Here is a 20,276-nt window from a genome sequence, read left to right as displayed (position 1 = left end):
AAATATCGCATTTATTGTGAAAAAATGCAAAAAATACAAAAATAAATCAATTAAGGTGGCAACATGGAACAACAAAATAAAAAATACATCGAAAGAAAATTCGGACCACTTACATTAAGACGTGATTACTCAAAATCACCTAAAATTTTTGAAACACCAGATTTTTTAGAAATGCAAAGAAAATCAATCGAAGAGTTTATTACTCAAGGTATTGAGGAAGAATTGCAATCGGTTTATCCAATTGAACAACCAAATAAAGTAAGAATTGAATACATACCAGGAAGCGTTGAATTTGAAATTCCTTCAAAAAGTGAATTTGAATCAGTAAAAATTGCAAAACAAAAAGGTTCTTCATATTCAGGTAAATTAAAAGCCAGTTTACGTCAAATCAATATTGAAGACGGTCAAGTTAAAGACTATGAAGTTGTTTTTGGTGAAATCCCAATAATGACACATGGTGGAACTTTCGTTATTAATGGTTCAGAAAAAGTTATTGTTAGTCAATTGATACGTTCAACAGGTGTTTACTATGGACTAGGGGTTAGAAATAAACAAGCTAACGACTTATTTAACAAAATGGAAATTATTCCTCACATCGGTTCATGAATCGAAATAAGCCATAAAGTAACTGGAAACAACACAGATTCAGTAAAAATTAAAATTGACAAAAACAAAAGCGCAGCACTTAGTGTATTTCTAAAAGCATTAGGATTAACAGAGGAATCAATGATTCAGTTATTCGGTAATCATGATGTATTATTAGAAACATTTAAACGTGACAAAATTGAACAAGGAAGCTACGATTCAATTGAAAGAGCGCAAGATATTCTATACCGTTTACTACGTCGTGGAGATCGTATCACAAGCGAAAGTTTAAGAAATTTATTACCTTCATTAATATTCAATGAAAAAAGATATGATTTAACTAAAACTGGTCGTTTTACAATAAACCGTAAATTAAGTGTAATTGATCGTATTTCAAATACTTACTTAGCTAAAGATATTTTTTCAGCTCCAAATGAAGATGGAGAAATTGACCTGCTATATAAAAAAGGGTTATTCATTACTCAAGATATAGCTCGTGAAATACATGAAAAAATTAAACAAGGAATTATTAAATTAACAAGAATTCCAGATGTTCAAGCTGACATTTATGCAAATCAACTTGAAGGTCCAAATGGGGAAGAATTGGCAAAACATTTATCTGTTGCAACAATTTACATATGACCAACAAGAAAGGATTTTGAATTAGAAAATGATCCTTTAACAGTTATCGGTAACGACCCAACTGCAACACAAAAACATTTAATTATTCCTGATATTATTGCCGCTATTAACTATTACTTTAACTTATTAAGCGGAGTTGGATCAGATGATGATCCCGATTCATTAGTAAATAAAAGAATAGTTACAATTGGTGAATTGTTACAAAATCAATTCAGAATCGGATTGTTGAAATTAGAGAAAAATACTGAAGAAAAAATTAAAACAAAAGAAACTGACAAGATTACAGCAAGAAATGTAACAAATAATAAACCAATATATAATCAAATGAAATCTTTCTTCAACTCATCTAAACTTTCACAATTTATGGATCAAGTTAACCCGCTTGGAGAAATTTCAAACAAACGTCGTGTTACATCATTAGGGCCTAGAGGTCTTAACCGTGATACAGCGCAATTCGAAGTTCGGGATGTTCACTCAACTCACTATGGACGTATTTGTCCTATTGAAACACCTGAGGGACCTAACATCGGACTTATCTTAAATTTAGCTTCATACGCTAAAATTGACGAATATGGATTTATTCAATCTCCATATTTCAAAGTGAATAATGGTGTTGTTGATTTCAATGATATTGTATATTTAACAGCCATTGAAGAAACCAATTATTCATTTGCTCAATCATCAATAAACATTGATACTGAAACAGGTCAAATTTTAGATGAAAAAGTAATGGCGCGTAAAAATAATGAATATACTGAATTGAACAAAAATGAAATAGATTATTTAGGTGTTTCATCAAGACAAATGGCATCAATTTCAGCTTCAGCTATTCCATTCTTAGAAAATGACGATGCCAACCGTGCACTTATGGGATCAAACATGCAACGTCAAGCAGTTCCATTGATAAAACCTGAAGCACCATTAGTTGCCACTGGAGTTGAAGCTGATATTGCTAAATATTCAGCGTCAAACGTAAGAAGCACAAAAGCCGGAATTGTTACATATGTTGACGCCGGTGTTATTAAAGTAAAACCTGACAATGAGAAAAAAGAATTTGAATTTAAATTAAAAACATTCGAACGTTCAAATCAAGGAACTGTTATTCATCAAAAACCAATAGTGAATGTTGGGCAAAGAATTGAAGTTGGTGACTTATTAACCGACGGGCCAAGTATGCAAAACGGAGAATTAGCTTTAGGTCGTAACGTATTAGTAGGATTTAGTACATGATTTGGATATAACTATGAAGATGCCGTTATATTAAACGAAAGATTAGTTAAAGACGATGTTTATACCTCTATCCACATAGATGAACAAGTTATTCAATTCCGTCGTGCAAAAGCCGGGGAAGATATTCTTACAGCTGATATTCCTAACGCTTCAAACCGTTCAAAACGTTTCTTGAATGAAAAAGGTGTTGTAAGAGTCGGATCAGAAGTTTCTGCTGGTGATATTCTAGTAGGACGTGTATCGCCTAAAGCGGAAGAAAATCCTTCACCTGAAGAAAAATTAATGTCAGCAATTTTTGGACACAAAACAAGTAATTTAAAAGATACATCATTAAAAGTTAAACATGGTCACGGAGGAACAGTTGTTGCTGTTGAAATATTGAGTCGTGAAGCCGGAGATCAATTAGAAGATGGTATTGAAACAATAGTAAAAATATCTATTGCTCAAAAACGTAAAATAAAAGTTGGGGATAAAATGGCTGGACGTCATGGTAACAAAGGGGTTGTTTCAATCGTATTACCTGAAGAAGATATGCCATATTTAGAAGATGGTACACCATTAGACATTTTATTGAATCCACAAGGGGTTCCTTCTCGGATGAATATTGGTCAAGTACTTGAGCTACATTTAGGTTTAGCAGCTAAAAAATTAAATACTAAATTTGTATCACCAGTATTTGATGGAATAAGTTACAAAGAAATTCAAGAAATTCAAAAAGAAGCAGGATTATCAACAACTGGAAAAATGACTGTATACAACGGTATAACAGGTGAACCATTCGACCAACCGGTTTCAGTCGGAATTATGTATTATCTAAAACTTTACCACATGGTTGATGATAAAATGCATGCTCGTTCAGTAGGGCCATATTCATTAATTACTCAACAACCTCTTGGAGGAAAAAGCCAAAATGGGGGACAAAGATTTGGGGAAATGGAAACATGAGCTATTGAATCATTTGGAGCAACAAATGTTTTACAAGAATTATTAACATATAAATCAGACAACATTATCGGTCGTAACAAACTATATACTGCATTAGCAACTGGTTCAAAAATTCCTAACCCAGGTATGCCTGAGTCATTCTCAGTTCTTGCATATGAATTACGTGGATTAGGTATTAAATTACAAGTTCATGAAAAAGAACATGTAACAAAAGAAGAAATCACTAACCAATTAGAAGAAGAATTCGCAAACGAAGGAGAACAAGAATAATGCCAAAAACAAGAAAATATGCATCATTAGATGAAACTCGTATTGATAAAATCTCTTTAGCACTTGCAACAAGTGAAGAAGTTAGTGAATGAAGTCATGGAGAAGTAACAAAACCCGAAACTATTAACTATAAAAGTTATAAACCAGAACGTTTTGGACTTTTTGATGAATTGATTTTCGGGCCAATGCTTGATTATCGTTGTCCAATTTGTGGCCACAAATACAAAATGATTAATAAAAATCAATACTGTATTCGTACTGAATTATGTAAACAAGAAAAACCTGAAATTTTACCTAAGATAGCACGTCGTTATCATATGGGTCACATCAAATTAAATTCGCCAGTTGTTCACTTTTGATATTTCAAAGTAGACCACTCAATTCTTTCTAAATTATTAGGTTTAAAAGTAGAAAATACTGAAGAATACGTTAAACGTTCGTCATTAGAAAACTTAATCTATTACAAATCACACATTATTTTAGAATCAGGTGGATTAAAATCACTGCAAAAAAACAGAATCATTGACATTAATAATGCTGGTATCATTTACAATGACGCTCTTTTAGAATTAAGAGAAAAAATGAAAGATGATGAAGAAGCATTAGAAGATATCGAAGAATCACTTAAAAACTTAGTTGAAAAAGCTTCATCAAGAATTGGTCAAGACCACGGTATTGACTTTTACGAATACAATGACATCATTGAAGCTTATTCAGACGCCAAAATAGGTACTGGTTCAAAAGCTATCGAATACTTATTGAAAAACATTGATTTAGAAAAAGAACACAAACTTGTTACAAATCAAATTAATGCTATCAACGCTGAAGAAAATGCTTTAGGAAACATTTCGACATCAGCAAAAACAAATCGTGAAAAATTATATAAACGTCTAAAAGTAATTAATTCTTTTATTGAATCAGGACAAAAACCAACATCAATGCTTATTTATAACTTACCAGTCATTCCAGCTGATTTACGTCCGCTAGTTCAATTGGATGGAGGACGTCACTCAACAAGTGATGTTAACGAGTTGTACCGTCGTGTTATTATTCGTAATAACCGTTTAAAAAACTGACAAGAAACAGCAGCTCCTCACTTATTAGAACAAAACGAATTACGGATGATTCAAGAAGCCGTGGATGCTTTAATTGATAATGCTCGTAAATCACCAAATCCTGTTATGTCAAAAGATAACAGACCATTTAAATCAATTTCTGATGCATTATCAGGGAAAAAAGGTCGTTTTAGACAAAACTTACTTGGAAAACGTGTTGACTACTCAGGTCGTTCAGTAATTGTTGTTGGTCCAAACTTAAAAATGCACCAATGTGGTATACCACGTGAAATGGCAGCAAAATTATTTGAACCATGAATTATTAATTGTTTAATCAATAAAGAAGTAGCAACTACAATTAAAAATGCTCGAAAAATGATTGAAGATGAAAACCCAATCATTTGACCATATGTGGCTGAAGCTATTAAAGGAAGATTAGTTTTACTTAACCGTGCTCCTACATTGCACCGTTTAAGTATTCAAGCATTTGAACCTGTTTTAGTTCGTGGAAAGGCTATCCGTTTACATCCATTAGTATGTACCGCATTCAATGCCGACTTCGATGGTGACCAAATGGCTGTTCACGTACCAATATCAGAACAAGCTTTATTAGAAGCTAGAGAATTAATGCTTGCTAACAAAAACATTCTAGGTCCAAAAGATGGAGAACCAATCATCAACCCATCACAAGATATGATTCTTGGGTTATACTACTTAACAATGGAAAAAGCCGGTGCTAAAGGTGATGGACGTTACTTCTCAAGCTTTGATCATATGATGCGTGCTTATGAAGACAAGAGAATTGATTTACACGCACGTGTTGCATTACCAATTAGTGCAATTAAAGAGTGAGATAACAAATACTACAACGAAGGTGATAAATATATCATTTCTTCAGTAGGTAAATTCATTTTTAACTCAGTATTTCCAACTTCATTCCCATTCATTCACACTGGTGATAAGGTTTCTTCAGAACAAGAAATCAGTAAAAACATGCGTAATTTTATTGCAAAAGCACACACTGATTTAAGTTCGTTTATTAAAATTGAGGCCCCAGTTCAAAAAGCATTTACTAAAAAGAATATTGCTAAAATTATTCGTTTAGCCTTCACAAGATATGTTTCAGTACTTTCATTCGGAGATGTTGCATCAGTTATTAAAGATATAACACCTGAAAACTACAAAGACACATTAACAAAATACATTCAATTAAAAGATTATCGTGGTCACACATTAGATATTGTTCATGCTAACGCTTTAAGAAAATTCACAATTGAAGAATTTGAATTGAATTACAACTCTAATAAAATTGTTAAACCAGGTGAATCATGCGAAAATGTAAACGCAGAAGAAAAAGCGAAAATTTTGGATGGTGTTTGATTCAAGTATACAAACATCGTGGCATCAATATTAGATAAAGTTAAAGCACTTGGATTCAAATACTCAACATTGAGTGGAATTAGTATTTCAATCGATGACATTATCGGAACAGATAAAAAATCTGACTATGTTAAAGAAGGTGATGATTATATTGCCAAATTAAAAGAATACTACACAAGTGGAGAGTTAACAGACGATGATCGTTATAATTTAACAATTAAAAAATGAACAGAAGTTAAAGATAATATTCAAAAAGAATTAAAAACAGTTATTGAGTCTAACCCAAATAACCCGGTTATTGTTATGATTGACTCGGGAGCTCGGGGAACAATTAATAACTACGTTCAATTAGCCGGAATGCGTGGACTAATGGCTAACAACACTAAAACATTAAAAGCTGATGCGAAAAATGATCGTGTTGTTCGTTCAACTGTCGAGGTTCCAGTTAAATCTTCATTCCTTGAAGGACTAACTGCATATGAATTTTATTCATCAACTCACGGTGCTCGTAAAGGACTAACAGATACCGCACTTAACACTGCTAAATCAGGATATTTAACTCGTCGTTTAGTTGATGTTGCTCAAAATATCGTTGTTAAAGAGGAAAATTGTGGTAGCGATTATGGATTCGTGATTAATGATATCGTTGATAACAAAACTCAACAAAAAATTGTTTCAATGGTAGAACGTATCGAGGGTCGTTTCACAAATAAAAACATTGACCTTAATGGGGAAATTATTAAACGTGGAACACTTATCACACCCGAAATTGCTTCAAGAATTGCTGATGCCGGTGTAAAACAAGTAGAAATTCGTTCAATCTTTGGATGTAATACTAAAAACGGTGTATGTAAATACTGTTTTGGTAAAGACTTGGCAACTAACCGTTTAGTAAATATTGGTGAAGCAGTAGGTATTATCGCTGCTCAATCAATCGGGGAACCTGGAACTCAGCTAACAATGCGTACATTCCACTCAGGAGGGGTTGCTGGTGTTGAAGATATTACTGGTGGGTTTACTCGTTTAATTGAGTTAATCGATGCTTATGACACACCATGAGGAACACCTGCCACAATATCTCCATTTGATGGTGTTATTGTTGATACACATGAATCAGCAGTCGAAGAAGGTTTACATATTGTTACAATTGAATACAAAAACTCAGACAAACAAATTTCAAGACAAGAAGTTGAAGTTAGAACAAAACGTAAATTACGTGTTAAAGTTGGAGACCAAGTTAAAAGAGGTCAAAGATTATCAGAAGGTCCAATTATCTTGAAAGACTTATTGGAAATCGCAGACGTTAACGCAGTACAAAACTACTTATTAAAAGAAATTCAAAGAATTTATCGTTCACAAGGGATTGCAATTAGTGATAAATATATAGAAATTATTGTGCGTCAAATGATGTCAAAAGTTACTATTTATGAGCAAGGGGATTCGAAATTCTTTGCCGGAGAAATTGTTGACATATTTGAATATCAAGAAGAATGTGGAAAACTATTATCAGAAGGTAAAAAACCTGCATTTGGTAAAGTTATTATTAAAGGGGCAAAACAAACACCTTTATTAAGTGATTCATTCTTAGCAGCTGCCTCATATCAAGAAACAACTAAAATTCTTGTTCATGCTGCAATTTCAAATAAATTTGATTACTTAGAAGGATTAAAAGAAAATATTATTCTTGGTAAAAAAATTCCAGCTGGAACAAACTTTGCAGGAATTGAAAAAGATGCTAAATATGATATCAAATCAGCTTTATCATACTTTAAAACTGAAGATCCGGTTGATATCGACTTTGATTTTGATGAAGAATTAGCTCAATACGAAGAAGAAATTAAAGAAATCACTGATGAAATTCAAGAAGAATCACAGGAAGTGAAATACTTTGAAGATTCATCTGAATTTGAAGATTAATATATTATTCAATAACAAAAAACACGTCCAATATAAAGGTCGTGTTTTTTATGTAATATACCATTATTAATTTATGTTATAAATTCAGTCCTAAAATTAAGATTTATGTGTTTGTGTGATATTAATCAATCAATTAAATTTATATTGAACAATTTCATAAATAATTAGCCGGATTATATCAAATAAATAAAATAGTACATAAGCTATAGGTAATGATATATGAGAACGAGGAACAATCACGAATGCTATTAATATTAATCATAACAAGTGTGCTCATTGAGAAATATATGTTGTAACCCCTGATAAAGTAGTTCTTCCACCACTGCTGATTACTGCACTTGTTGTATAGAATCAATTTCATAACGGGTTAACAGCAGCTATAACCAATGATGTTGTTAAAAGTACTAATACTGATTGATTAGCGGCATTTGCCGCTGCTTTTTCAATGATTAATTGTTTATCAGTTATATTAAATTCGACGCTTAGTGCGCTGATAATGCTTTGATCAAAATCTACACTACTCATTCGTTCCATGACTTCTGTTTGTGAACCATTGGATAATGCACCAGTCATGTAAATTATTAAAGAAAAAGCAACCAATAACAATGAAAAGAACAATGATAACAATGAATGGAATCCCTTTAATGATTTTGCATTTTTTTGAGCTAAATCAAAGTTACCCTTTCCTAATTGTGAAGCAACAAAAACACTTACATTAGCTCCGCAAGCAGCGGTTGTTGCACTGAATATGCTTGCCAAAGATTCAGTTAATGTTAGAACACTAGCGGCTGATAAACGCATATAATCTTCACCTACTGAGCCTGGTGGGTATGCTCTGTTTCATAAAAACATTCTCATCGGAATAACTATCATTCCTCCAATTGCTACTCCAAATGCAAAAATCCTTTTAGCATATACTTTGAAAATTTTATTTGTTATTTTAAACAAGTTTTTCGGATTAATCCAAATGTTTTTGTCTTGTCAGTACATTCATATTTCATCTAATGTTATATTAACAGCAAGCGAAATGATTGTTCCAAATGCCGCACTTTCAGCTCCTTGTTTTAATCCATAGATAAATATAGCATTAATAGTTATATTTGAAAGTAAGGCTCCAATAGCTGAAAATAAAGCAAATTTGGATTTTCCCGCCTCATTCAGTAAACCATTTGTATTTCAAGCAATCGCTAGACCAAACCATGAAAAAGAAATGTATTGCAAATATTTAACACTAGATTCTAAGCTTGCATCATCGAGTGGTGCTACAATTGTTATCATTTTTTCGGGCGCCACTCATACAGGAATAAAAAAAGCTGTTGCGATAATTAAATATGTCCAAACCCTTAAAGCCATTATTTGGTTTAGGTTAGAATACTGTTTAGAACCGTAATATTGTCCAACCAGCATTGAAGCCAAGATATTTATTGTCATAAAAAATATCATCAATATTCCTGTTCATGTGTTTGCGTATGACAAAGCATTTATACCGTTAGGAATATGGGTAACCATAAAATTATCGACGAATCCAATTAAAGCAAAAATTAACTCACCAATTACTACTGGTATAGTCATTTTTAAAAATAATTTTCAAGTTTGTTTATCTGCTGGTAAATGTGTTTTAAAAAAATTTTTACTTGTTATATTTTCCATATGTTCCTAATTTCGATTCAAAATTATACCACGTTTATAGCGTTCAAATTTTTTCTTTCAGTTCTTTTATTGTTAAATTTTCATCTACACCTAAAGCGTTAATTTGTTTCAATATTTCTCTTTTGTGGTTTATATCATTCAATCATTCTTGAGTCTGATCTTTGTGTTTTGACACGTATTCCATTTTTCAAACATCATCATGTGAGTACTCTTTTAATTCGCTAATAATTAATTGGCGATCAATGTTGATATAAAATTTTTTGTCTGTGTTGATTTTATTATCCATGCAAAATAAGAGAAACCCAACATAAGAAGCTATTGCGCCATTTTGCCCGGTAATTCTATTTTTAATAACCTTTGATGAAGTACTTGAATCAATAATTTTTTTGATTTCTCTAAAGTATTCGTTATTGAATTTTTTTCTTGTCAATAAAGAAAGGCTTATTCGTTGATTCTCAATTAATGGTTTTACAATGTGTTTGGGAAATAATTTTTTAATACACTCATCTTCAAGTACGGGATTATGACCTATGAATTCCACATATTTTAATTTAATACTTGGATCAATTCTTTTTATATCTCTGATTATTGCTTGACGTAAAGTAGAATAAAAATCTTTATTTTTTCTAAAATCCATAACAAAGGTGTGCGACTGAAAAACACCCTTTGGATTTTTAAATCCTAATGTATAACAATATGGTGTTGAATTAGGGATTTTTAAAATCTTTGAAAAGGGATTTGTTATTGCTTCGAAATCAATATACACTTGAGTAGTATATGATTTTACTGGCGTATTTTTTTCCTTTGTTTTGTTCATGTGTAAATTATAATCTTTTTCTATTGAAATCACATAAAATGGCATAGGATTTAATATATATAGAGAATAAAAAATAACATCAATATATACTGTTATTTTGGTGTAAATAATTGCTATAATTAAATAATGAAAAATACATGAGTAAAAAATAATTTAGGATACGAAGACGGCTTAGAAATTTATCAAGACAAAGAAATGTTCAGTTATTCAGTAGATACAATTTTATTGGGTAATTTCGCTTCATTAAACAGACGCGTGAAAAATATACTAGAAGTTGGAACTAACAATGGGGCGTTGAGTATTTTTATGGCGCAACGTGGTAATAATTACGTTATTGATGCAGTTGAGATACAACCAGAAGCAGTGGAGTTGGCAAAGTTTAATGTTTCTATGAATAAATTAGACTCGAGAATTAATGTTATTGAAGCAGATTTTAATCAGTATTACAAAAACTATGCTAAATTAACTGGAACAAATCAAGCTAAAAAATATGACATGATTGTTGCAAACCCGCCTTATTACAATGAAGAAAATAATATCAAAAGAGTTAATACGAATAAATACAAAGAAATTGCAACTCATGAAAAATTTTTAAATCTTGATCAATTATGTTACGGAGCTAGTAAAATCATAGAGCAAAAAGGTTATTTTGCATTGGTATTGCCAATTAGCAGGTTTGTAGACGCAATTACAATACTCAGAAAAAACAATTTTGAACCCAAGAGAATCCAACTTGTATACCCCCGTATTAATGATTTGCCTAAATTTTGTTTAATTGAATCTAGATTTAACACGGGTTGAGGAACACATTATTTACCTAATTTATATTTACACCCAGACGACAAAACCACTCACGTATACAATGATGAAATTGTAAAATTATATAAACCAATTAGAATCGAGGAATAATGAATAAAAAAACATATTATGTTTCTACGCCAATTTACTACCCTAACGGAAAATTACACATTGGTCACTTTTACACAACAACAATCGCAAATACTTTAGCTAATTATAAAAAACTAAGAGGTTATGATACTTTTATTGTAACTGGTATTGATGAACATGGACAAAAGATTCAAAAGTCGGCTTTAAAGGAAGGCATAGAACCGCAAGCATTTGTTGATAAACAGTGCAATTTGTTTAAAAAACTTTGAGTCGATGCTGAATTGAATTACGATTTCTTTTCAAGAACAACAAGTCAACAACATAAAACAGTAATTCAAAAAATATTCAATAAAATGCTTGAAAAAGGATATATTTATTTAGGCAATTACGAAGGACTTTATTCGGTAAGTGATGAAGAATATTTAACAAAAACTCAAGCAGTAGAAAAAGAAGGGAAATTTTATCACCCTACCTCGGGGCATGAATTAGAAACTATTCAAGAAGAAACATACTTTTTTGAAATGTCAAAATTTACTCCGTGAATCACAGAGTTTTACAATAAAAATCCAAATATTATTAGTAATCCAAAAATAAAAAATGAATTAATAAACAATTTTATTTCAAAGGGATTAGAAGACTTAAGTGTGACACGTGTAAGTTTCAATTGAGGGATTACAGTAAACGTTCCATCAAAATTTAAACACATAATTTATGTATGATTAGATGCTTTATTTAACTATATAACTGCACTAGGATATTTAACAGAAGATGAATCTAAATACAATAAATACTGATTAAATGGTACTGAAAGAGTTCATGTTGTAGGTAAAGAAATAACTCGATTCCACTGTATATACTGACCTATCTTTTTGGAAGCATTGTCATTGCCGCAACCAACATTGATACTGAGCCATGGATGAATTGTTACACCAACTGGTAAGATGTCGAAATCTAAAGGCAATGTTGTGGATCCTTATGATTTAATAAATAATTTTGGAGTTGAACCTACTAAATACTTCTTTATGTCGCAAATAAATATTCACAATGATGGTATATTCGATATAGAAGGATTTAAAAACACGATAAATGCTGATTTGGCTAATAACTTCGGAAATTTATTAAATCGTACAGTAGCTATGGCAAATCAAAGTTTTGAAAACGGAGTAATTTTTGATGAAAAAGCACTTCAAACAATAGATCATAATATTTATTCTGAAATAAATTTTAGCGTCGAAACATATAAAAAACATTTTGATAATAATGAAATTGATAAAGCATTAAAAACTGCGATTTCATTGAGTAAAACTTTAAATTTATATATCGACCAAACCACACCTTGAAAATTAAAAGACGATTTACAAAGATTGAACGTTGTTTTAAATACACTATTAAACGGAATATATTCTGTCCTTGTTATGTTGTCACCTGTAATGCCTAATAGTGCTAAAAAATTAGCTTCATATATAGCCCAAGATCAAATTAGCTTTGATTTAATCCAACACACAAACAAATTCGATAATAAAAAGCTAAAAGTTGAAGAAATAATTTTTCAACGTATCAAATAAAATCAGCGAACCAGCTGATTTTTTTTATTTTTATTTTCGTCCTTTATTTTTTACTTTTATTGGTGAAAGGAGAAAATGGAAAAATCAAATATTAAAAAAAATATAATAAACAAAAAAAATTACAAAAGCAAATTATTATTACTAGTATCTAGCGGTTTGATTGCTGGCACTTGCGCCGTACTTTCAGTATATGGCGCAATACATTATACAAATAAAGTTAATAGTAAAATTAGCCAACAATCAGATGAAATATTATTTCAACAAAATAAAAATCGGTCATTAATTAAAAATATCGATGAAAAAGATACAGTTATTAACCAATTAAAAATCAAAAATAAAAAACTAGAAAATATAAACAATGATAACGAATATAAAATTGAAGATTTAAATAAAAATAACGAAAAACTAAACAAACAAGTTATTGAAAATACTAACATGCTTACTGAGCAGCGAAATAAAAACAAGCTGTTACAATTAAATATGAATTCACAGACTGAAAAAATCAAAGAGTTGTCTTCACTTAATAATTCATTGATTAACACTGAGAAGGAACAGCGGATTACTATCGATGAATTAATGAACGACATTGATAATATTAAAAACATGGCGAAAGAATCTTTAGATGTTGTGCAAAGATATTATGTAAATGTTACCAATATGATAGATTTTTATAAAAAAGTAGTGCAAAATGTGTTTAAAGACATAGAAAACACATCAATCGATAAAGACAAACAAGAATTCAAAGAGTTTAAATCTAATACTAATTCATTTTTATCATTTTTAGAATCAGAGTCACTTCAAGCGCTTGCTGAATTAAAATTAAATGAAACCAAATCAGCTATTTATCACAAATCTATTGAAAAAATATTTAGTGAATTAAAAACTAAATATCAAGATTGAATTAATGCTTATTCAGCTTTGACAAACACAACCATTGAAGAAGTATTGGATTCAAAAATTAAAATACTGAAATTGAGTGAAAATATTGCCGATATGACTCAAACTATCAATGAATCTAATGAAATAATTAAGAACAAAAAACAAAAAATTTCAAAATTACAAAACGATATCAATAATTTAATTAATACAAATAACGAATTAATTTTAAAAAATAACGAACACAATGAAGAAATAAGTACTTTAAAACTTGAAATTCAAAAGAATGTTATTGCAATTGAAAACCAACAAAGATTAATTTTGGAAAAAAACAAATTACTAAAAACTAAAATAAACGAACTCAATATTAGTGTTCAAAATGAAACCAATAATAAAACCAAAATAACACAATTAAATAATGAAATAATCAACTTGAAAACTGATATAAAAAATACAGAAAATAAAGTAGAAATGCTGAAAATTCAGTTGAATAATTCTAAAAATAATTTCAATGATTTGAATAATAAATACATTGATATAAATAAAAAATTTAATGATAATAACCATAAAATAAATCAAATGCAACAAGAATTAAATGAAAAACAGGCTAAAAATCAAAAATTGTTAAACGAATTAAATAAATTGAATGTAGAAAAAACAGAACTTAACAAACTAATTATTCAAAATACTGATAAATTTAATGAAACAATGGTAGAAATGATTAAAAACACATTATCGGTATCTTTAAAAAACATTGATCAATTTGTAAGATTTTACAATCAAAATCCAACTCAATGAAACGTAAATGAATATCAAAACATATTTAAACACACTAAAAATGATAAATTGTTTGATATGTTACTCAATCTTTCTAATGAACAAGTATTTGAAGCATTGGATAAAAAAATAAATATAAACAAAACCGAACTCAAAACAATACTGAATGAATTAAAAACCACTTACTCATTTATAAGTAATAGTAAATTTACTTCTTTTGAATATGCTAAGGATCATATCAATCCCCATCTTACAAATCTAAACAAATATCATAACTCTCAAAATTCATCGTATTGAACATACATAAAATTGTTCGAAATTAATAAACCCAACGATCAGAAAGGACATAAATATATTCACTAATGAATAACTTTAAACCAATGAATACAGAAAAAGCAGCTAGGTATAGCGGCGGGTCGTGATTAGCAGCAATGTCGACCGTTATTCCTTTAGGTATAAGTATTGTCAGCTCACTTGCTGGCACAATTAAAGCGGCTAGCTCTACAAATGGGGAAATAAAAACAAAATCTGGTGATACATTTAAATGAGATAACAAAAATACTGGAGAAACTTATGTTACACCCATCTATTACTATTTCTAATTTAAATGAAAATTATAAACAAATAAAAAATCAACAAATGCTTGATTGCATTGATTTTGCCAAGAATCAAAATCATGATTTTTTCCAATCTTATAATCATGTTATTAAGTATTTAAAATATTTTTCAAAATTTTTACCATTTGATTTAACTAATCAATGGTTATTATTCAAACAAAATAAAGAAGCTGACGAATTCAAAAAATTCGATGAATGAAAAAAACTTGGCAAAATAATAAAAAAGGGTTCAAAAGCATCTTATTTGATTGAATACTTGTCCAAACCATACATCGTTGATAACAATGATGCGGATGCAGAATGTGTGCCATATACATCAGCTACAAAAATTGATAAAGAAAAACTACAAAACGGCTCAATTAGAATAGTCAAAAGAAAAACATTGTCTTTTGTTCCTTATTTCGGAGATAATCAATTAAAAAACCCAAAAATAAAAACCAACGATAAAGTAACAATAAACTTAATTGACTGAACTACTGAAATATTGAATTCACTTAAATATAACATTACTTACCATGTATCTGATTATAATGGCTTGAGTATTAAAGATGATGTTAAATCAATATGAATTTTTATAAAAGATGAATCTTATAAAGAATTGATGTTAATGCGTGCATTAGTACGAGTTTTATTAAGTATGGATAAGTATGAAGCAATATTGGAAAACACTAATCTAGAAGAAGAAATGGTTTCATTTTTAGTAATGGAAGCTTTGAATAAGAATGTGTACATGTATGAATTTAATGACGTAGAATATTTATCTAAAATATTAAACGAAGTTGATAAAGAAAAATTTATAACATCAATATTAAATATAGCGAAAACCATATACAAAAAAATTACAATATAAAAAAAGGCATCCTTCAATGGGTGCTCTTTTAATTATTAAAATTCTCCAATATAATTCAAACGAATGTTTATTGGTTTGATATTTAATACACTGTATGTAATTTGTTCAATTTGAAACATTATATTATTGGTTTCAAAGATTGGATTCGCATCTTTTGCGATGCTATAATCAATTTCATAACTAACATTGGTTTCACTTTTGTTAATTAGAACTGATATACCATTGTTAAATTTAACGTTTTTATTTGAAGCAAAGTTTTTTTCAATAGTTTGAACAAGCACACCTACGTGTACATGTAAATTTACTTTGTTATTTGAATTTGCTTTAATAAAATCTTGCATTATTTATTTGCTCTTCCTACGTATTTCCCTGTTTCACTTGAAATAGTAATTAATTCACCTTCTTTAATGAACATTGGAGTTTCAAGTACGTATCCTGTTTCTACTGTTACTTTTTTTTGTGGATTGCTTGTGGTGTTTCCCTTAACAGCGTCTGGTGCTTCAGTAACTAATAAATCGATATTAACTGGTAATTCAATATCTAATACTTCAGCTTCAAATTTTCTAACTAAAACTTTTTGTCCTTCTTTTAAGAAATTCATTTCTCATTCTAATTTTGACATTGAAATTTCAATTTGTTCAAATGTTTCTTGATCCATTAAAATAATATTTTCACCGTCGTTATATAAATAATCCATTGAAGATTTTTCAATTCTCGCCTGTTTTACCTTATCTCCACCTGTGAATGATTTTATTGTTGTAGAACCTGAACGTAAATCTTTTACTTTAGCTTTAACTGTTGCTTGACCTCTACCTTGTTTTGAATGTTGTGATTCCATTACCACATAGATGTTACCATCTAGTTCAAATGTTACACCTGGTTTAAATTCGTTAACATTAATCATGTTATTCTCCTTAATATTTTGTAAGTTAATATGTTAATTTTATATTATTTTTTAATTTTTTTTATCGGTATTTGTTTCTTTGTTTTGTTTTTTTGTAAATCATGGCAACAACACAATAATTAATAATGTATAAATTGATATAAAAATGGCGCCATAACCTAAACAAACATCTGCAAAATTGAATGTTCCAGCCGGTAAAAATGATTTACCTCAAATCATTACAAATATATCTCTGACACCAGCAAAGGTTATACGATCATACATATTTCCAATTGCGCCAGCTGATAAACAACCTAATGCAAATATTATTGGGAAGTATTCTTTATTTTTTGACGAACAACACACTATCAAAGACACTAACACAATTAATATTGATACTGTGTGGAGTAAATAATAAGGTATTGCGTTACCGAAAACATATGTACCTTTATTTAATAAATTTTTTATTTCGAAAATTGTGTAATTCAAATTAATATCGGGATTACCGCCTTCAATCGACGAATCATATCAAACACCTTTTGTTAATAAATCAATAAAAAGCAACAAAGTAAATATTGATGTAAAAGCAATAAAATTCAGTAATATTTGTTTTTTATTTACTTTAAAATGCTCTTTTATTTTGAGTAATAATCCTTCGCTATTTAATGCCATTTATAACCTTAGAACATCTTAGACACACATCATCAATTATTGTGTTTGATTCAAAGTGGTTTCAGCATCTTTGACATTTAATCGAATCATTTAATTTTTCTATTTTGTTGCAATCACCAAATTCAACTTTTGCAACCATTAATAATTGTTCAAGATTCAATGATTTAATAAATGCATCGTTTACTTTTAATGTTACTTTCGCTTCATTTTGCCTTTTGATTTCTTGGTTTTTAATTGCGTTTTCGATTAGTTTATATATTTCATCTTTTAATTCGAAAAAGGCATTTCATTTCGACTCTTCATCAGTCGATATTGTATTTTTTTTGAAAAATGGTAATAAATGTACTGATTCACTTTTATCTGTTTCTGGTAGATATGTATAAATTTCTTCACAAGTTGTTGGCATTACTGGAGCAAGTGCTATCAATAATGTTTTTGTGATTTTAAATAAATTGTATTGAATTTGTCTTCTTTGTAAATTGTCTTTTTCATCAGCATATAAAGAATCTTTAGCTAATGAGATATAAAAACTACTTAAATCAATTACAAAGTTATTAATGTCTTTTATAACATTTATAAAACGATAATTTTCATAGTTATCGATAATTTTATTTTCCAATATTTTTCTTCTTTCATCAATAAGCGCATGAATACCATCAAGTTCCATTTTCTTAAACTTGTAATCATTTAATGCACCCAGCATGAATTTGAATGTGTTTCTTAATTTTCTGTATATTTCAACATTTTGAGTAAGAATTTTATCATCAATACTTATGTCGCTTGTATACTCAGAGTTTGCTACTCATAATCTTAAAATGTCGGCTCCGTATTTATTAACAACATCCAATGGTTTAACAACATTCCCTTTAGATTTTGACATTTTATTTCCCTTGCCATCTAAAACAAAACCATGTGATAATAATGCTTTGTATGGGCTGGTTTCTCTTCATGCTACTGAGTTGATTATTGATGAATTGAATCATCCCCTATATTGATCACTTCCTTCTAAATATAAGTCGAATGGGGCTTTAATACCACCTGGTTTTAATCCTATTGATGTTGAACCTGAATCAAATCATACATCCATAATATCGTTTTCTTTGGTAAAGTTTTTACCACGATATTTCTCAGGTAATAATTCGTCAACAGATGATTGGTATCAAATGTCTGTACCGTGCTCTTCAACTAATTTTATTACGTAATCCATAATTTCGTCATCTAAAACAGGTTCTTTATTTTCATCGTAGAAAATTGTTATTGGAACACCTCATGCACGTTGACGTGAAATGGTTCATGATTCACGTGCTTTCAACATTAATTCAAGACGTTTTTTTGATCAATCATTATATGTTTTAACTTCGCTAATTGCTTTTAATATTTGCTCTTTAATTGGTTTTAAAGACACAAATCATTGAGGCGTACCACGATAAATGATAGGTAAGTGAGTTCTTCAATCGTGTGGGTATGAGTGTTTAATTTTTTTGAAAGCTAACTGTAGATTTTTTTTAACCAATTTTTGTCCAACTTTTATGTTCGAGTCTTCATAAAATAACCCGGCAAATTCACCTGCTTGTTTATTCAATGTACCATCGTCATCCACATGCATTATCATTTCTAAATTATGTGTTTTACCAATTTGGAAGTCATCTTCCCCAAATAAAGGCGCTATATGAACTAGACCAGTACCGGTTTCTAATGTAACGTGGTGTCCAGAAACTACTGGCGCTAATAAGTTATTAATCGGTGAATTATATTGAACGCCGATTAAATCTTTTCCTAACATTGTATTTAAAATTGAATAATCTTCTCATTTAAACACATCAGTTAATTGCTCTAATAAAGCCTTGGCAACAATGTATTTGTTGTTGTTGTGTAATACAATAACGTATTCAAAATCTTCATTTATAGCTACACCAGAGTTGGCAATTAATGTTCAAGGGGTTGTAGTTCAAATAACGATATAATCTCCCTTTTCAACAAATGAATTTCCTTTTTCAATCTCAAATGCAACATACATGGATGGTGAAATATGATCTGCATATTCAACTTCAGCCTCAGCTAAAGCACTTTGACTTGAAGGTGATCAATAGATAGGTTTTAATCCTTTGTATACTAACCCTTTTTGAATCATTCTTTGGAATAAACGTAATTGATTTGCTTCCATGTGTTTATCTAATGTGATGTATTTATCGTCTAATGGTGATAACAATGAAAGATTTTGGAATTCATTTTTTTGTAACTCAACTTGTGTAAGTGCGTATGCAGCACATGCTTTACGCAATTCAATTATTGAAAAATCAGATTTTGTTTTTTTTGCTTCTGCAAGCATTTTGTGTTCTATTGGTAAACCATGCGTATCTCAACCAGCAACAAAAGGTGAGTAAAATCCACTCATACTTTTTTGACGCACAATAATGTCTTTTAAAATTTTATTTAAAGCATGTCCGACGTGAATACTTCCGTTTGCATATGGTGGTCCATCATGCAAAATAAAAGCTTCATTATCTTTATTTTGTTTCAATATTTTGTTGTATATATCCAATTCTTTTCATGTTTGTTGATATTTTTTTTCTTTGTTTGTTAAATCTGCCTTCATTGGAAAATCAGTTTCTGGCATTAATAACGTATTTTTATAATCTTTGGTTTCATTTTTCATA

The 20,276-nt window shown here is 29.7% G+C and carries 12 protein-coding genes and 1 pseudogene; 7 read left to right on the top strand and 6 right to left on the bottom strand.

The features are described from left to right. Positions 1-63 precede the first annotated feature (63 nt). On the top strand, positions 64-3,672 hold the full coding sequence (rpoB, locus tag HGG69_RS02150) for a DNA-directed RNA polymerase subunit beta (protein WP_169605155.1): 3,609 nt from the start codon (positions 64-66) through the stop codon (positions 3,670-3,672). After that, positions 3,672-7,538, top strand: a pseudogene (gene rpoC, locus HGG69_RS02145) (DNA-directed RNA polymerase subunit beta'); the annotation flags it as partial. The gene rpoB and the pseudogene rpoC, both read left to right, overlap by 1 nt. 582 nt (positions 7,539-8,120) lie before the next feature. On the opposite strand, the gene HGG69_RS02140 reads toward rpoC, so the two are convergent. After that, positions 8,121-9,674: an MATE family efflux transporter gene (locus HGG69_RS02140; RefSeq protein ID WP_169605153.1), complete on the bottom strand. Its 1,554-nt coding sequence runs from the start codon at positions 9,672-9,674 to the stop codon at positions 8,121-8,123. A gap of 34 nt (positions 9,675-9,708) precedes the next feature. After that, a complete protein-coding gene (locus tag HGG69_RS02135; RefSeq protein ID WP_169605152.1) occupies positions 9,709-10,491 on the bottom strand; it encodes a DUF2779 domain-containing protein in 783 nt (260 codons plus the stop codon). 126 nt (positions 10,492-10,617) lie between these two features. On the opposite strand from HGG69_RS02135, the gene HGG69_RS02130 reads away from it, so the two are divergent. The 5 genes from HGG69_RS02130 to HGG69_RS02110 all read left to right on the top strand — a co-directional run bounded on the left by HGG69_RS02130 (position 10,618) and on the right by HGG69_RS02110 (position 16,064). Continuing rightward, positions 10,618-11,400: a tRNA1(Val) (adenine(37)-N6)-methyltransferase gene (locus tag HGG69_RS02130; protein ID WP_169605151.1), complete on the top strand. Its 783-nt coding sequence runs from the start codon at positions 10,618-10,620 to the stop codon at positions 11,398-11,400. Further along, positions 11,400-12,944, top strand: coding sequence for a methionine--tRNA ligase (gene metG, locus HGG69_RS02125; protein ID WP_169605150.1), 1,545 nt, complete (start codon positions 11,400-11,402; stop codon positions 12,942-12,944). The genes HGG69_RS02130 and metG overlap by 1 nt, the downstream gene beginning before the upstream one ends. A 75-nt stretch (positions 12,945-13,019) precedes the next feature. Beyond that, complete coding sequence (locus tag HGG69_RS02120) at positions 13,020-14,960, top strand: hypothetical protein (protein WP_169605149.1); 1,941 nt, start codon at positions 13,020-13,022, stop codon at positions 14,958-14,960. A 17-nt stretch (positions 14,961-14,977) separates the two neighbouring features. Continuing rightward, positions 14,978-15,199, top strand: coding sequence for a hypothetical protein (locus tag HGG69_RS02115; protein WP_169605148.1), 222 nt, complete (start codon positions 14,978-14,980; stop codon positions 15,197-15,199). Then, entirely contained in the window at positions 15,171-16,064 is an 894-nt protein-coding gene (locus HGG69_RS02110; protein ID WP_169605147.1) for a hypothetical protein, read from the top strand. Before HGG69_RS02115 ends, HGG69_RS02110 begins: the two co-directional genes overlap by 29 nt. Before the next feature lie 35 nt (positions 16,065-16,099). On the opposite strand, the gene HGG69_RS02105 is transcribed toward HGG69_RS02110, so the two are convergent. The 4 genes from HGG69_RS02105 to ileS are packed head-to-tail and all read right to left on the bottom strand — an operon-like array spanning position 16,100 to position 20,275. After that, a complete protein-coding gene (locus tag HGG69_RS02105) occupies positions 16,100-16,405 on the bottom strand; it encodes an MMB_0454 family protein (protein WP_169605146.1) in 306 nt (101 codons plus the stop codon). Continuing rightward, the gene (gene efp / locus HGG69_RS02100) at positions 16,405-16,968 is read right to left on the bottom strand and encodes an elongation factor P (RefSeq protein WP_169605145.1); all 564 of its coding nucleotides are present in this window, start codon (positions 16,966-16,968) and stop codon (positions 16,405-16,407) included. The genes HGG69_RS02105 and efp overlap by 1 nt, the downstream gene beginning before the upstream one ends. Positions 16,969-17,019: 51 nt before the next feature. After that, positions 17,020-17,619 (bottom strand): signal peptidase II, encoded by a 600-nt coding sequence (locus tag HGG69_RS02095; RefSeq protein WP_169605144.1) that lies wholly within the window; start codon positions 17,617-17,619, stop codon positions 17,020-17,022. Further along, complete coding sequence (gene ileS, locus HGG69_RS02090; protein ID WP_169605143.1) at positions 17,606-20,275, bottom strand: isoleucine--tRNA ligase; 2,670 nt, start codon at positions 20,273-20,275, stop codon at positions 17,606-17,608. Before ileS ends, HGG69_RS02095 begins: the two co-directional genes overlap by 14 nt. Position 20,276 lies beyond the last annotated feature (1 nt).

Origin of the sequence: Mycoplasma phocoenae (genome assembly GCF_012934855.1) — a bacterium.
GTDB classification, from domain to species: Bacteria; Bacillota_I; Bacilli_A; order Mycoplasmatales; family Metamycoplasmataceae; genus Metamycoplasma; species Metamycoplasma phocoenae.
This window is presented reverse-complemented; position numbering and strand designations above follow the sequence as displayed.